Here is a 14688-nt window from a genome sequence, read left to right as displayed (position 1 = left end):
TTCTCCAAAAAAATAAAATTCGATAATCCTACCTATGATTTTAATCCCTTAATAAGGAAACCAAAGAATCCCTTCTCGTTTTAATTTCTCAATAGCATACCGGTCCGTCATTCCTGCAATGTAATCACAAATGACTCGCGCCCTTCCTTCTTCATCTTCACGATTCCGATAAGATTCGGGAATGGATTCTGGATTCGATTCAAAATGTTTAAAGAGTAAGTGAATTGTTTCTTTCCCTCTTTCACTCATACGAGATACTTCTGGATGGCGATAGAGTTTTGAAAACAAATAGGATTTAAGCTCCAAAAATTCGATTTGAAATTCTTCTGAAAACTGGACTAACTTCCATTGGTTTTGAAATGCCAAAGAAACATCTTCTCTTGAATTTATAGAATATTTTTGTAAAAGAGATTCGATACTTTCAATTAAATCAGAAACCATTAGGTTCAGTATTACCCGTCCTGCAGATCGAGAAATAGAATTGATATTAGAAAGATTTGTTTTAGGAAGGGAATCTTCCATTCGTTTCCAAACTTTTAAATCCTTAACATCGGAGAGTTTAAGAAGTCCACTTTCCAATCCATCTTCTAAATCATGTGCACTATAAGTAATTTCATCAGAACAATCGACCACCATTGCTTCTAAAGAAGGACCGAATCCACGCCTAACATCAAGTAGTTCCGATTTTTCATAATCGCCACCATGTTTCATGATTCCAAGCAATGTCTCTCCACAAAGATTAAGGCCAGGAAAATCAGGGTAACGACGTTCCAATTTCTGAACCACACGCAGTGATTGTTTGTTGTGTTCAAACCCGCCTTTACCTCGCATCAAATCAGAAAGTGCCTCTTGGCCGGCATGACCAAACGGAGAATGGCCTAGGTCATGTGCAAGAGCAATGGTTTCACTTAAATCTTCATTGAGTCCAAGAACTTTGGAAATGGTTTTAGAAATTCCAGCCACTTCTAATGTATGGGTAAGTCGGTTACGAAAATGATCCCCTTCAGAATAAACAAAAACCTGTGTTTTGTATTCCAAACGTTTGAAGGCATGTGAGTGGATGATACGATCGCGATCTCTCTGAAAAGGAAGTCGGTAGGGATGTTCCGGTTCAGAATACTCCCTTTCTCCAGGATTTTTGCTGTGCACAGCATAAGGAGCAAGGATTTTTTCTTCTTCCTCTAGGAGCCAGTTTCTCCCTTTCTTCATAAATCTCTTTCCTTTTTCAACGAAACCATAAAATCAGTATAAATCCCTCATGGACTTTCTACAAACTCTAGTTTCCATTTTTATGCAATACGGTTATTTTGCCGTTTTTGGAATTCTGATCCTTTGTGGATTCGGTCTTCCGGTTCCTGAAGATATTTCTCTTACTGCCGGCGGAGTCATCTCTGGCCTAGGTTATGCCAATGTTCACATTATGTTTTTTGTGGGAATGGCCGGTGTCCTTCTTGGAGATAGTTTTGTATTTTGGTTAGGTAGTTACTACGGCGAAAAAGCCCTCACTCTTCCCATACTCAGAACTGTCCTCCATCCCGAACGATTTGACAAAGTGCGTGAACAATTCAAAAAATATGGTCGTTGGGTGGTCTTTTTCGGACGTTTTATGCCAGGACTGCGAATGCCTATTTTCTTTACCGCCGGCACTTCCAAACAAATTAGTTTTCTATTGTTTTTACTGACGGACGGATTTGCTGCTCTCATCTCTGTCCCCATTTGGGTCTACTTGGGATATTATTTTGCTCATAATTTTGAAGAACTAATGGGTTGGGTTCGAAACGGCCAAACCATCATCCTCAGTCTTGTGGCCCTAGCCATTCTAGTCCTTGCCTTCTTATGGTGGCGGAGGAAACACCGGGAAGAAAGAGGAGAAAAATGAAGATTGTATCTTTTTTTTCCCGCTACTCATTTGCGGTATTAGTGTTCCTTTTCGGGTTTGGATGTACAAACTACTCCACAACGGCCTCGGTCCAAGCCCCCCCGACTCTCATATCCATTACCAATAATGGAAACTCCAATTTTACGATCAAAGTCAGAGCCCAAAACCCTGAATTTATCTTCCAGGGATACCGTCTCTACTCTGGGATTTCGGAAAAAGAAGTCCAAAACCCCACTGATCTCAACTTAGGAACCGATTGTGTTTTGGCCTCCTCTACGATCGTCCAACCAGTGGAATACACGTTTGAGATTGATCCCTCACAAAAGGACAATGCAACAGGAGTCAGTTGTAGGATTTTTGCCACGCTGACGCCGGGAACCTACATCGCCATGCGAACCCTGGGCCTTGCTGTCAATCTCCAAAATAGCAATAGTTCCTTTAAGGTTTCCCCTTCCTCTAATGCTCTTATTGTCCCTTAAAATAAAACTTTCTTGCATTTAAGTCAAATGCATGTATTTTTTTCCGGAATCATGGGAATTCTTTGTGCTTTTTTTAGAATTTTTCTAAATTTTTGCCCCAAAGTCCAAACATGAGGATACAAATAGAAAGGGATGTTTCCATCCCAAAAATCTTTGGAGGATGATACAAAATGTACCAAACAAAACATTGGTCAAAAATAGCAATGGCAGGTCTCGTACTTTTGTCTGTGGTTGCTTGTGGAAAATCAAGATCGGTAAAAATCTCTGACTCAAATGTAGAAAGAGCAACAACCCCAGCAAAACTTCCAGCGGACCTTGAAAAACTTTGGAAGAACCGTCAAAACGAACAAGACCTAAGACAAGCCCTTGTTGGTTTAGAAAAATTCGCTTTAGAGAACCCTCAGTACTCTGATGTAAAAGTCTTACTTTGCCGTGGAAACTATCTCTTAAGTGACGGACACCTTTGGTTAAAACTTACAGGTGATGCCGATACAGATGAAAAAGTAAAAGAAGAATCCATCCAGTACTACGATGCTGCAGTGACTTGGTGTGAAGCCGCTCTCGCGATGAATCCTAAATTTCGTGACAAAGTTGTGAAAGAAAAACTAGAGATCGAAAAAGCATTGGATGCGCTTGGACCACAAGATATCGATGCTCTTTATTGGAGATATGCATCTCTTGCAAAGTGGTCAAGAATGGTAGGTTTTACAACTCTTCTATCCAATCGTTCTAAATTTTCAGCAATGATCAACCGTGCAAAAGAAATCGAAAAAGCAATGGGTAAAGAGTATTTTTACTCAGCAACCCTTAGATATGATGCAGCAAGTAACGCACTTTCTCCCACTGGAGATAAAAAACTAGCGGACAAATTGTTCGAAGAAGCTATTGCAAAACATCCTAACTACTTTGCCGTACGTGTATTGTATGCAGAAAGCCGCCTCAAAGGAAATGAAGACAAATTCAAAAAACAATTAGAATTTGTAATCAAAGGCAAAGCATCTTCCCTTCCTGAAATCGAAGCAGATCAAATTGTAGAACAACGTAAAGCTAAGAAATTACTCGACGAACTATAATCAAATTTACTAGGAGAACTAGATGTTTTTAAAACAATTAAAGTATTTAGTTTGTGTAAGTATTACCCTCACCATCAGTGGGGGTTTATTTGCTCAAACAACCGTTAAGTTAGCAACCGTGGCACCGGAAGGATCTCCGTGGGCAAACGAACTTGCTAAAATCAAAAAGAAAATTGAAACGGAATCACAAGGTCAAATTAAGTTTAAAATTTACCCTGGTGGACAAATGGGTGGAGAAAACGAAATCCTCCAACAAGTCATCCGAGGAAAACTGCAAGGTGCTGGTCTTACTGCAGGGGCACTTGCCAATACAGTCAAAGAACTCAATGTTTTGGAAATTCCTTACCTATTCAGTTCTTATGCACAAGCAGATTGCGTTCTTGATGATCACTTACAGGAAGACTTTCGCAAACTTTTTGAATCCAAAGGACTCATCTTTGTGACTTGGGCAGAAAATGGATACCGTTCCATTGGAACCAAATCTGCTCCTGTTAAAACTCCTGATGATCTAAAAGGAATCAAAATCAGAATCCAAGAGTCTCCCGTTCATATAGCCTATTGGAAACAATTGGGTGTGAGTGGAATTCCGATTGCGATCCCAGAAGTTCTTCCATCCCTCCAAACAGGTGTGGTAGAAGGATTCGATAACACTCCTCTCTTTACTTTGGCAGCAGAATGGCAAACAGCGATTAAATATTTCACATTAACTCGCCATATTTACCAACCAGCAGCGATTCTTTATTCCAAAAAGTTTTGGGACACTCTGAATGACGAACAAAAGAAAACGCTTATGGGTGAAGGAAATAAACTAGCTCCAGGCGCAAGACAAGCAGTTCGTTCGATCGAAAAGAACATGATTGCTACGCTTAAAAAAGCAGATGTTCAAGTATACGAACCTTCTAATGCTGATTTGGCGGGATTTAAAGCTGCTGCGAATGCGGTATCCGGCCAAGTGGTAGGTAAAATCGGTGGTCAGTCCAAAATGATCTACGACAAAATCCAAAAAGCAAAAGCAGCTTGCGGCGGATAAGTTAAGGAAGGATATTGATAAATGAAATTCGTCGAACGAATTCTAAATACTTTGAGTTTCGGCGAGAAATGGGCGGGGGGAATTTGTTTCCTTCTGCTCACACTTCTCATGATTGCTGACGTTTCCAAAAGGGAAGTCATCGATAAAGTTCTTAGTTGGGTAATGAAAATCTCAGAAGCCTATCCGAACACTAGTGTTGCCGGTTTTGTTGGTGATTGGAGTGTTTACATTGCCGAATCCATTCACGGAGGAACTTCCGGATTTTTAGAGTGGTTAGGCCTTGGTGGAATCATTTGGGCACAAAAACTTTCCCTCTATTTTATGTTATGGGGTGGTCTTTTCGGATCTGCACTCGCTAGTGCCAAAGGTTCTCACCTACGCCCAGAAATCGCAGATAAAGTATTACCAAAGAATTTTTTACCTTATATAAAGGTAATCGAACAGTGGGTGATCTCTTTTTTCTTTTTATTCTTAGCTTATCTCTCTGTCATTTATGTTCTAGAAAGTATTAGTTTAGATGAAGTGAATCCAGTTACAGAAATTCATTTGTGGAAAGTTCAATTGATTTTCCCTTATATCTTTCTCTCTATGGGTTTTAGACATTTGTGTTATGGAATTTTTCCTGCCCTCATTCCTTCCGACATCAATGAAGCCACAGAAGCTTTGGAACTTGCGGAAAAAGAACTTTCCGAATCTAATTCACGGGGGAATCAATAATGGGTTCTTGGGGAATACTCCTACTCTTACTTGCTTTAATTCTGCTTAGACAACCACTGATTGTACTGATGGGTGCCATCACAGTGTATTGTTATTACTTTTTACCAGATCCACCTCTTGAGTCTTTACAAGAACTGAATAGTATCATCGGGGATTTGTTTTTTGCGGGAGATAAAGAAATCCTTCTTGCGATTCCTTTGTTTATCATTGCAGGAAACTTAATGACTCATGGAAGTATTGCAAGACGACTCATTCGGATTGCACAAGCCATGACTGCTCCCATCCCTGCAGGACTTGCAATCGCAGGTGTTTTTTCTTGTGGGATCTTTGCGGCTATTTCTGGATCTTCTCCTGTAACACTCATTGCGATCGGTGGACTCATGTATCCTTCTCTAACCAAAGCAGGATACCCTACTCAATTCTCTATGGGTCTACTCGCTTCTGGGGGAACTCTTGGGATCATCATCCCTCCGAGTATTCCTATGATCGTGTATGCGATTATGGTGGGAGTTTCTGTAACCGATCTATTCATTGCAGGGATCGGCCCAGGTATTTTACTCATGTCACTTCTAATGATCTACTCCGTGTTACGTGCTGGTAACGTTGGTCGTGGAAAATGGGACTGGGCAGAAATCCGCACAGCTTGGAAAGAAGGAGTTCTTGCCCTTCTTATGCCAGTGGTGATCCTTGGAGGAATTTACTCAGGATTTTTTACAGCAACAGAATCAGCAGCCATTGCTGTATTTTATGCCATCCTTGTGGAAGTATTCATCCACAAAGAACTTAGTTTTCCTAAGATTCCAAAAATCATGGCAGAAAGTGCAGAGATGTTGGGAATTCTATTCCTCATCCTGATCCTTGCCGTGAGTTTAAATAAGTTCATGATCGAAAACGAAATTCCGCAAAATCTCGTAGCGACCATGTCAGAACTCATTTCGAGCCCTGTGACTTTCCTCATCGGTGTGAACATTTTGTTACTCATCGTGGGAATGTTTATGGATATTATGAGTGCGATTCTTGTATTAGCACCTCTTCTTGCGCCAATGGCTATCAATTATGGAATCAATCCGGTTCACTTCGGAATCATTATGATTGTGAACTTGGAAATTGGTTACTTAACACCTCCAGTGGGAGTGAACCTATTTGTGGCATCCGGAATCTTCAAACAACCGTTAGGGAAGGTCATCCAATCAGTAGCCCCCATTGTGGGACTATTTCTTATTGGACTCATCCTAATCAGCTGGATTCCAGATATCTCTTTAGGTCTCCTCGGTGGAGAAGCAGCGGCACCTACACCATAAGATTTTAAAAATGAAACAAAGGTAATTTGATTCTGCGAAGAAAGAAATGATTCGCAACCAAAGAGTCTTTAGTTCGAAAACGCCGGAGAGTTTTTCTCTGGCGTTTTTATTAACTCCACCAAACACGAAGTCGATCTAAAGAATCTTTTGCATCACTGGCCCAAAGGCTAGATGGATGTTTTTTTAAAATCTCAGCGTATACTGATAAAACTGGTTCTAGGTCTTTTCGTAACTGTACAAGTTCTTTGTTTGCGTTTTCTGAAAGTTCAATGGGATGTAGGTTTCGTTTCTCATAATAACGTAAAATGGCCTGGGTTTCTTTTTCCTTGGCCAATTTGTATTCATGAAAGACGGGATCTTTGGAAGGTTTTGTTTGTGGATTGCCTTTTTCAAACAGATCCCCACTTTCTCGGTTCTCAGAGAGAAAAGACTCCTCTTCTGGATGAATGAGAAGATAGTCTTTTAAGGATTCGTAATGTTTCTTCAATTCCAAAAACATCACATCACTTGTAAATTCTCCTGAATCAGGATGGTATTTTTTGGCAAGTTTATGGTAGGATTCTTTGAGTTCCGATTCAGAAAACCCAAGGCCAAGGCCTAAAAAATGGAGGGAATCATTTAACAGTAGTTTTTTGTCCATGAGAGGCCGGAAGACTGGATCAAATGTGATTTCAATCTACGTTTGATACTGAATTCCCAATACTCTTTTTTACTCTCATTCATTTCAAAAACAAGTAATTCTTGAACCTTTTGTTGTAGGTTTCTTGCTTCATCTAATCTTTCAAATACAGTTTCAGAAATCGCGATTTCCTCTTCTGTATAAACTTCCATCTCTTGCCTTTCCCAAAGTTCACGGTCCACTTCCTCTAGTTTCTTCACTAAAGATTCGTTTTTAAACTCGAGCTTCACAGCAGAATCGGCATCACGGTAAGAAAGTAATTCCTCTTCACGTTTTAGATTGGTTATGAGAGATTCCAAATATTGAATCTTTTTTTGGAGAAGTTGTTTGGTAGTTTTTTTTGAGGAAATCATAAATTGGTGAAAAATCCACTAACCAGTGATGGAGATTCCCGTGGGGCGTGCACCAGGAGCTGTGTTTGGATAGGGAGCTTCTTTTTTTTCTAACTCTTCCCAAGACATTTTTAACTCAATCAGAATTTTGATACATTCTTCAATGATAGCTTTATCCTTACGCATATTGGCTTCGAGTAATCTTTTCTTCAAATAAACATATAAGGACAAGAGGTTGTTTGCCACTTCTTTCCCCTCTTCCATATTGAGAGAGAGTAAAAGTTCTGTGATGATATCTTGGGTTTTGATGATATTATTGTTCACAACATCATACTTTCGGGGAGTCATATTGTCTTTGGCCACACCGAGGAATCGAATGGCTCCGTCAAAGAGCATCACGATCAGTTTGATCTGGCTAACGGTAGATATCTCATTGGCTTTGTATTCATTGTAAGCAGAGGCACCGGTTTTTCTCGCAAGCGACATTTTTTTCTCCTGAGTATTCCCATCGACCAAAAAGGATACTTGCTTAATGACCCAAGTGAATATTCTTAGATTATCACATGGGAAAAATAAAACGTGTAGTTTTTTTGGCCTCGGGAAGAGGTTCCAATTTTACCGCTTCTGTCGAGTACATCCGTAAAAAAAAGCTAAAGCTTGACCTGGTGGCCCTTGTGACAGACAACCCAGAGGCGAAGGCCCTGGGCATCGCCAAATCCTTTGGAATCCCCACAAAAACCATTCCGTACGCCAACTATTCGGAGAAAAAAGAGTATCACAAAGACTTACTCCAGATCGTGGAAGGTTACGACCCAGACCTGATTGTAGCCTGCGGTTATATGCGAATCCTAAAACCAGAATTTGTACGTAGGTTCCCAAACCGAATCATCAATGTCCACCCGAGCCTCCTCCCCGCCTTCCCAGGCCTCGACTCTCAAAAACAAGCTTTGGACTACGGGGTCAAAATTGCAGGATGTACCGTTCACTTTGTAGAAGAAGGTGTAGATACAGGTCCCATCATTTTGCAAAAAGCGATTGCCATTGCCCCTGAATGGAATGAAAAAGAACTATCCCTTGCAATCCTTGCGGAAGAACACAAAATACTTCCGCTCGCTATACAACTGTTTTGTGAAGATAAATTAAAAATCAAAGAACGAAAGGTAGAAATCCTAAAATGATCGAAATCAAACGAGCACTCGTATCCGTATCTGATAAAGCCGGAATTACCGAGATCTGTTCCTTCCTTGCCAAAAATGGAGTAGAAATTCTTTCCACTGGCGGAACCTATGATGCCCTCTCCAAAGCAGGAATTCCTGTGAAAAAGGTAGATGAGTTCACTGGTTTTCCAGAAATCCTACATGGTCGTGTCAAAACCCTCCATCCCAAAATTCATGGTGGACTCCTTGGTGACACAACAAACCCAGACCATGTGAAACAAATGGAAGCCAATGGAATTGTTCCCATCACCCTTGTGATCGTGAACCTTTACCCATTTGTGAAAACGGTGATGAAACCAGATGTAACCCTTGAAGATGCGATTGAAAATATTGATATCGGTGGGCCGTCTATGCTCCGTTCGGCGGCAAAAAATCATAAAAACGTAGTGGTTCTCACGGACCCAAAAGATTATGAATCTTTCCAAGCCGAATTTACGGCAAACAAAGGAAAAGTATCTCGTGAAACTGCATTTAAATATGCTGCAAAAGTTTTTTCAGAAACTGCTTCTTATGATTCAGCCATCTCCACTTTCTTTAATAAAAAGTTGGATATAAAATACCCTGATAAAATCACCTTTGCCTTTAATAAAAAACAAAAACTTAGGTATGGTGAAAACCCACACCAAGATGCCGCGTTTTATGAACCGCTATTCATCAAATCACAGTTTGAAGCATTACAAGGAAAAGAACTCTCCTTCAATAATATGTTGGATTTTGATGCGGCTTTTCATGTGGCAAGCCTTCTTCCTAAAAATGCAGTTTCGATCGTAAAACATTTAAACCCATGTGGAATTGCATTTGGCGAAAACGTTCTCGAATCCTTTGAACTTGCCAGAAAAACAGATCCTATTTCTGCTTTCGGGGGAATCATTGGAATTCATGGTCGTGTGGAAAAAGATGCGGCAGAAGAAATCACAAAGAACTTTGTGGAAGGTGTGATTGCAGAAAGTTTTTCTGAGGAAGCACTCGAAATCTTTGGGAAAAAACCTAACATCCGCTTAATTCCTATTGCTAAGTTTGACGAAGCATTGGATGAACTTGATTTACGTTCCCTCCACCATGGACTTCTCATCCAAAATCGTGATTATGATTTGATTACAAAAGACAAACTAAAAGTGGTTTCGAAAAAACAACCAACCGCAGATGACTTAGAAGGTTTGATGTTTGCTTGGAACTGTGTGAAGTTTATCAAATCCAATGCCATTGTTTACACTGACCAAAACTCAACGTTAGGAATTGGAGCCGGACAAATGTCTCGTGTGGATTCCGTAGAACTTGGTGCAATGAAAGCTCAAAAAGTAGGACTTTCAGTTGTGGGTTCTTATGTAGGTAGTGATGCGTTTTTTCCTTTCCGGGATGGAATTGATGCCATTGCCAAAGTGGGAGCAAAAGCCATCATCCAACCAGGTGGATCGATCCGTGATGAAGAAGTCATCCAAGCCGCTGACGAACATGGTCTGATTATGGTGTTTACTGGAATGAGGCATTTCCGTCACTAATGGAATTTTTTCTTTTCCTCCTATTTCTCACCTTCTTTTGTTTGGTGACTGCAGTTATTGTTTATTATGTAAAGATTCTATTCTTTTCTAAAAAAACCAATTACCGCAGAGAAGAACTAACAGAGATTCGCGGAGATGTGTTCCGCATTTGTTTGGATGTTTTGGAATCGGGAGGAAATTTAATTTATGGGTCTGGGGCCTTTTTCGGAAGTGCCCTTTTTGTTTGGCTTTGGTCTCTTCTTGGTTCCGTCCTCGGAGAAAAGGGGCCTGGGCCTTTCGAACATATCTTCCATATGCCCATTTTCTTTTTGGCACTTTTCTTTTCCTTTCCCTTCTTAAAAGAGGCTTACCGGGGGGAGCGTTACCTAACACTTGCCAAACCCACACTTTCTGGTCTGGCCCTGGGAAATTTAGCGGCGGGAGCTGTACACTACGGCCTTGACCGAGACCTTTTCTTTTTGTTTTACCTACTCCTTGTTTTTTTACAAATCCCAGTTCTTATTTTCCTTTGGAACAGGGAACCCATCCTTGGTGTGAGTTTTGAGGACAAGAGTCCTTCCTATTCCTTTGAAGAAGAAGAGGATTGGGGAGCACCATCCTCCCCAGAACCGACTTCCAGTAATGGCTGGGATGAGGACGAGGAAGGACCCTTTACCAATGAAGCAGAGGATTTTGGTTTGGGTGACGACCCCTTTCAGGATGATTTTAAGTAAGAAACCAGTTCTCTTTTTTGAAATTTTGACCGATAGAAATCGTATGAAGAAATATCTGGTTTTCCTTCTTTTCCTAATCCCTGGACTTCTTAACGCCCAAACTGAAATTCCCAATAGTTTGGATGGATTTGCAGAAGCCTCTTGGGGAATGACCTTTGAATCCATCCGTGAAAAATTTTTGTCAATGGCAACCAATCCAGATTCCAAGGAAAAGATCGAACTCTTAAATGAAAAAAAAGAGGAAAGCCTTCTCATCAAACGAAATGGAATTTTCTATCTCTATCGTTTTTATAAAACACCAGAGTTACTCAAAGAAGTTCGTCCCAAACGAGAAGGTGCACCTGAGTCCGATCCTTCCATCGATGGACAAACGGAATTTCGAGAAAACGGTATCCTTTTCTCTGTGGGAGTGACGTTCAATTTAGTTCCCTCTGAAAAAATCAAAGAGAAGATGGAAAAGAAATATGGCAAACCCAGAAAAGAATCCATTGGGGATGATAAAGTTTCTGGTGCTGCGATTTGGGAACTTGTGGAAAGAAGAGAAAATCCGCCCCGCGGTGGATTTGCCGTTGTCTGGAGAGAAGGATACAAAAAGGCTCCTTACACACGCCGGATTGATTATTTTTCTGCGAACCTAAAAGAGGTCATCGCTAAGGATTATGTTGATTTCTTCAGTGTTCAAGAAACAAAAACCTTGCGGGATTTAATCCCGTAGTTACCTTGTCTCGTGAGGCTTGGTTCGTCCAAGCCATTCATACGAGGCAAAATGAATTTATTTTTAGACACAGCCAACATAGACGAAATCAAGAAAGTCCATGAACTTGGCCTCCTTGACGGGATCACCACAAACCCATCCATCATTGCAAAATCAGGCCGTAAATTTACGGAAGTCATCAAAGAAATTTGTAGTTTCGTAAAAGGGCCTGTGAGCGCTGAAGTTCTTGCAACAGATGCTCCGACCATGATCAAAGAAGGTTTAGAACTTTCAAAAATTGCAGAAAACGTTGTGGTAAAAGTTCCACTCATTCCAGAAGGAATCAAAGCCGTAAATGCTTTTGCTGAAAAAGGAATCCGAACGAACGTAACCCTTTGTTTTACTGCCAACCAAGCCCTACTTGCTGCCAAAGCTGGCGCGAGTTTTATCTCCCCTTTTGTGGGTCGTTTGGATGATGTTGGGTATGATGGATTGGAACTCATTTCTGAGATCCGAGATATTTATGATAACTATGGAATTGAAACACAAATCCTTGCCGCATCCGTACGTCATCCCATCCACTTCAAAGAAGTAGCACTTCGCGGAGCAGATTGTGTCACCCTTCCTTATTCTGTATTTGAAATGCTTTTCAAACACCCACTCACAGATAGTGGTCTTGCAAAGTTTGTAGAAGATTCAAAAAAACTAAACTGGTAAAAACTTAAAACCACACCACCGGATACTTTCGGTGGTGGACAAAGTTATTCACAACGAGTGCGTTCACAAGTAGGATCAACACTCCAATCAAAACAGGGAAAATAATAAAATCAATTCCCACTCCCCCAATGACTCCAATAAGAGCCGTAGCACCACCTGGCGGGTGTAAGGTGTGAGTTAAATACATCACAAAAATAGAAAGTCCTACAGAAAAACCAATAGTGAAAAAATTGGTTCCAAAAATTGCCACAAGGATCACTGCAATGGTTGCAGAAATCAAATGCCCACCAATTAAATTTCTTGGTTGAGAAAGTGGAGCCTCTGGTACAGCAAACAAAAGCACAGCAGTAGCTCCAAAAGAACCGATGAGAAGAGAATGTCCAAACCAGTTTGTGATAGCTAATATTGACCAAATGGATACTGTACTACTAATCAAACTCCAAATCGCAAACCGAAAGGAACGTTTCGGGCGGACTGTCCGCAGTGGTGCTTTGATTTTATATGGAATTTTCTTAAGTCTATCTTTCAGCGTAATTTACCCAAATTTCTTTCATTTGGTCAATAAAACAAAAAGCAGACTGGTGGGAAGCATCATTAAATAAATCACAAGTGCCTTCTTTGTTCCAATTTAAAGTATGAGCTCCATAGGATTTTGCTAAAACTTCCATTGGCTCCCACCAAACTTCCTTTATATGAAACTTCTCAAAGTATTTATAATAATCGCCGTAAACCTTAGGCCAAAGGACTAAAGTTTTGATTTGGTTTTTTTGTGCCAGGTCCAAAAAGGCTTCCACATAAGGTATTTGCGACGTACCAGGAGTATAAGAACTCATATACAAACTTCCGATACGAACTGTGTCTTTTTTGATTTTTTCAATGGGATTGGACTGCACCCCATACATCAAATACTCACCTTTCGTATAATTGATCAGTTGGAATTCTTCGTTGTATGCAGATTTGTATTCCCTTAGTTTTCCACGTTTGAGTCGAGAACTGAAAAGCGATAGATTTAATTCCAAACTACGTATTACAAAAACTTTATCTAAAAAAAAGTTCCATTTTTCTTTGATTGGAATGTCTTTCCATACAATGTCTAAACATTCTTTATCACATCCCATTCGTAAAAATGGGGAAAGAATGAATCCTTTGTTGTCATCAAAAGCCTCGGGACTGAGTGAAAGAATGACAAACTCTGGTTTGATCCCCATATCCAAAAGTTTTTTCAATTGAATATAGGAATTCATAGGAATACCTTGTGGACTACTGAAATTGTATAGTGTCCAGTTTTTACGGTAAGGTTCAGGAATCCCTAGTTCCGAAAAAGGATAGGAACGTGAGTCTCCAAAAACAAGAGCTAAGTTTTTCTCACTCGCTTCCTTATCAGCTAACAGACGCTTGGCAAGTTCCTTTCTTTGGAAATAAAAAACAGAGTTTCCTGCCTGAAGAAATTCATCATGAAAGATGGGCAAAAGGAAAATTTTATCTACAAGAAAGATAAATAAAAAAAGAACGACTGGATATAATAAAAACGGTTTTGATTTCAAAAACACAAATCCCCTAACCTCACTATTTTAAGACCGGATTGGATTCTTCAACTAATTTAAGAACTTGGTTTTCCAAGAACCTGTTCTTCGGTCACAACTTTGTATTTGCCTTCGTCTAGAACAAAGTCTCGTAAATCCAATTTTCCAATCCGAATTCGATAGAGGTCAAGCACCACTAAGTCTTTAGCTTTACACATTCTACGGATTTGGCGTTTTTTCCCTTCTTTCAAAATGATGCTTAAGTAACTTGTGAAACCTGGGTTCGTTTTTTCAGGAACTACATTGGCGGGTTTAACAGAAAGAGCACGAAGAGTATCTCCACCTTCCCTGACACCTAACATAAATTCATCGGCAATGGCTTTCCAAGCCACAGGTTGTTTTAAACTAATGATATATTCTTTATCGATTTTATTCCGTGGGTGTGTGACTTTTTGGATAAAATCTCCATCGATCGATAAAAGTAAAAGTCCGCGGGAATCCAAATCCAAACGACCTGCATAATTGTATTTTTGAAAAGCCTCTGGAAGAAGGGAAAATATCGTATTTTCGTGGAACTTGTCTTCGTGAGAGGTTAAGTAACCCGCAGGTTTATTGAAGGCAATAATTTTGGGTCGCTTCAGGGACTCCTCTTCTATTTGTACGGGTTTTCCGTCAAAACTCACCGAATCCTTTTCAGAAACCTGAAACGAAAGGTCAGTAATGGTGCTTCCGTTTACTTTGATTCGGCCAGCAAGGACCAACTCTTCGACTTTCCTACGGGAACCGAGACCTAATTTAGCTAGAAATGCGTTGATCCTCATGATTTTCCATTTTA

Annotated in this window: 18 protein-coding genes; 11 read left to right on the top strand and 7 right to left on the bottom strand. The window is 40.2% G+C overall.

All coding sequences use genetic code 11. The features are described from left to right. Positions 1-48: 48 nt before the first annotated feature. On the bottom strand, positions 49-1209 hold the full coding sequence (locus EHR07_RS05075) for a deoxyguanosinetriphosphate triphosphohydrolase (protein ID WP_135744077.1): 1161 nt from the start codon (positions 1207-1209) through the stop codon (positions 49-51). Between the two features lie 49 nt (positions 1210-1258). Between EHR07_RS05075 and EHR07_RS05070 the strand changes: the two genes are divergently transcribed. The 6 genes from EHR07_RS05070 to EHR07_RS05045 all read left to right on the top strand — a co-directional run bounded on the left by EHR07_RS05070 (position 1259) and on the right by EHR07_RS05045 (position 6479). Then, the gene (locus EHR07_RS05070) at positions 1259-1879 is read left to right on the top strand and encodes a DedA family protein (RefSeq protein ID WP_135744076.1); all 621 of its coding nucleotides are present in this window, start codon (positions 1259-1261) and stop codon (positions 1877-1879) included. After that, positions 1876-2358, top strand: coding sequence for an LIC11661 family lipoprotein (locus EHR07_RS05065; RefSeq protein WP_135744075.1), 483 nt, complete (start codon positions 1876-1878; stop codon positions 2356-2358). The genes EHR07_RS05070 and EHR07_RS05065 overlap by 4 nt, the downstream gene beginning before the upstream one ends. A 170-nt stretch (positions 2359-2528) precedes the next feature. Continuing rightward, positions 2529-3431, top strand: a complete 903-nt coding sequence (locus EHR07_RS05060; RefSeq protein WP_135744074.1) for a TRAP transporter TatT component family protein — start codon at positions 2529-2531, stop codon at positions 3429-3431. Between the two features lie 22 nt (positions 3432-3453). Continuing rightward, positions 3454-4461 carry a TRAP transporter substrate-binding protein DctP gene (gene dctP / locus EHR07_RS05055; protein WP_135744073.1) on the top strand — a complete coding sequence of 336 codons (1008 nt, stop codon included), beginning with the start codon at positions 3454-3456 and terminating at the stop codon, positions 4459-4461. A 21-nt stretch (positions 4462-4482) separates the two neighbouring features. Continuing rightward, entirely contained in the window at positions 4483-5178 is a 696-nt protein-coding gene (locus EHR07_RS05050) for a TRAP transporter small permease (protein ID WP_135744072.1), read from the top strand. Next, a complete protein-coding gene (locus EHR07_RS05045; protein ID WP_135744071.1) occupies positions 5178-6479 on the top strand; it encodes a TRAP transporter large permease in 1302 nt (433 codons plus the stop codon). Before EHR07_RS05050 ends, EHR07_RS05045 begins: the two co-directional genes overlap by 1 nt. 109 nt (positions 6480-6588) lie before the next feature. Here EHR07_RS05045 and EHR07_RS05040 read toward each other — a convergent pair whose 3' ends face one another. Genes EHR07_RS05040 through fliS form a run of 3 tightly spaced genes read right to left on the bottom strand, consistent with a single transcriptional unit; the run spans position 6589 to position 7976 of the window. Beyond that, the gene (locus EHR07_RS05040) at positions 6589-7119 is read right to left on the bottom strand and encodes a DnaJ domain-containing protein (RefSeq protein WP_135744070.1); all 531 of its coding nucleotides are present in this window, start codon (positions 7117-7119) and stop codon (positions 6589-6591) included. After that, positions 7098-7511 carry a flagellar protein FlgN gene (locus EHR07_RS05035; RefSeq protein WP_135744069.1) on the bottom strand — a complete coding sequence of 138 codons (414 nt, stop codon included), beginning with the start codon at positions 7509-7511 and terminating at the stop codon, positions 7098-7100. Before EHR07_RS05035 ends, EHR07_RS05040 begins: the two co-directional genes overlap by 22 nt. An 18-nt stretch (positions 7512-7529) precedes the next feature. Then, a complete protein-coding gene (fliS, locus tag EHR07_RS05030; RefSeq protein ID WP_135744068.1) occupies positions 7530-7976 on the bottom strand; it encodes a flagellar export chaperone FliS in 447 nt (148 codons plus the stop codon). Between the two features lie 77 nt (positions 7977-8053). Between fliS and purN the strand changes: the two genes are divergently transcribed. The 5 genes from purN to fsa are packed head-to-tail and all read left to right on the top strand — an operon-like array spanning position 8054 to position 12330. Then, on the top strand, positions 8054-8668 hold the full coding sequence (gene purN, locus EHR07_RS05025; RefSeq protein ID WP_135744067.1) for a phosphoribosylglycinamide formyltransferase: 615 nt from the start codon (positions 8054-8056) through the stop codon (positions 8666-8668). After that, entirely contained in the window at positions 8665-10206 is a 1542-nt protein-coding gene (gene purH, locus EHR07_RS05020; protein ID WP_135744066.1) for a bifunctional phosphoribosylaminoimidazolecarboxamide formyltransferase/IMP cyclohydrolase, read from the top strand. The genes purN and purH overlap by 4 nt, the downstream gene beginning before the upstream one ends. Further along, complete coding sequence (locus tag EHR07_RS05015) at positions 10206-10919, top strand: hypothetical protein (RefSeq protein ID WP_135744065.1); 714 nt, start codon at positions 10206-10208, stop codon at positions 10917-10919. The genes purH and EHR07_RS05015 overlap by 1 nt, the downstream gene beginning before the upstream one ends. Before the next feature lie 43 nt (positions 10920-10962). After that, positions 10963-11634 (top strand): hypothetical protein, encoded by a 672-nt coding sequence (locus EHR07_RS05010; protein WP_208739703.1) that lies wholly within the window; start codon positions 10963-10965, stop codon positions 11632-11634. 51 nt (positions 11635-11685) lie between these two features. Then, positions 11686-12330 (top strand): fructose-6-phosphate aldolase, encoded by a 645-nt coding sequence (gene fsa, locus EHR07_RS05005; protein WP_135744063.1) that lies wholly within the window; start codon positions 11686-11688, stop codon positions 12328-12330. A 4-nt stretch (positions 12331-12334) separates the two neighbouring features. Here fsa and EHR07_RS05000 read toward each other — a convergent pair whose 3' ends face one another. From EHR07_RS05000 to EHR07_RS04990, 3 genes are read right to left on the bottom strand one after another with little or no spacing between them, the layout of a single operon-like run. Further along, positions 12335-12814, bottom strand: a complete 480-nt coding sequence (locus tag EHR07_RS05000; RefSeq protein WP_420871187.1) for an HPP family protein — start codon at positions 12812-12814, stop codon at positions 12335-12337. Between the two features lie 34 nt (positions 12815-12848). Beyond that, positions 12849-13874, bottom strand: coding sequence for a DUF1574 domain-containing protein (locus tag EHR07_RS04995; protein ID WP_135744061.1), 1026 nt, complete (start codon positions 13872-13874; stop codon positions 12849-12851). A 56-nt stretch (positions 13875-13930) separates the two neighbouring features. After that, positions 13931-14674: a pseudouridine synthase gene (locus EHR07_RS04990; protein WP_135744060.1), complete on the bottom strand. Its 744-nt coding sequence runs from the start codon at positions 14672-14674 to the stop codon at positions 13931-13933. Positions 14675-14688 lie beyond the last annotated feature (14 nt).

It is taken from the genome of Leptospira bandrabouensis, from assembly GCF_004770905.1.
GTDB lineage: Bacteria > Spirochaetota > Leptospiria > Leptospirales > Leptospiraceae > Leptospira_A > Leptospira_A bandrabouensis.
Note: the sequence above shows the minus strand (reverse complement) of the source record. Positions and strands in the feature narration are given on the sequence as shown.